Here is a 256-nt window from a genome sequence, read left to right as displayed (position 1 = left end):
ACGATCATCAGCGTCAAGACCGAACCGGTCCTGCATCCACAACAGACGGTTCACAATCCCCGCATGCGAGACGACAACGCCCTTCGGACGACCCGTCGAACCCGAAGTAAAGATCACATACGCCGGAAACTCCGAACCCAATGCGACACCCAGATCCGCGCCCGCATACGCCGACACCTCACCCACAAACTGCCGGTCATCCACCACCACAAACGCATCAGCCGTCTGCGGCAGATCCGCCATGACATCGGAGGTG

At 59.8% G+C, this 256-nt stretch carries 1 protein-coding gene; it reads right to left on the bottom strand.

Annotation, left to right across the window (positions count from 1 at the left end):
* Positions 1-256 (bottom strand): AMP-binding protein (locus IZR01_RS53970; protein ID WP_194927944.1); only part of this gene is annotated, 256 nt, incomplete at both ends.

This window comes from Catenulispora pinisilvae, assembly GCF_015356865.1.
Taxonomy (GTDB): domain Bacteria; phylum Actinomycetota; class Actinomycetes; order Streptomycetales; family Catenulisporaceae; genus Catenulispora; species Catenulispora pinisilvae.
The sequence above is the reverse complement of the archived record's forward strand: the minus strand, read 5'-3'. Positions and strand labels throughout refer to the sequence as shown.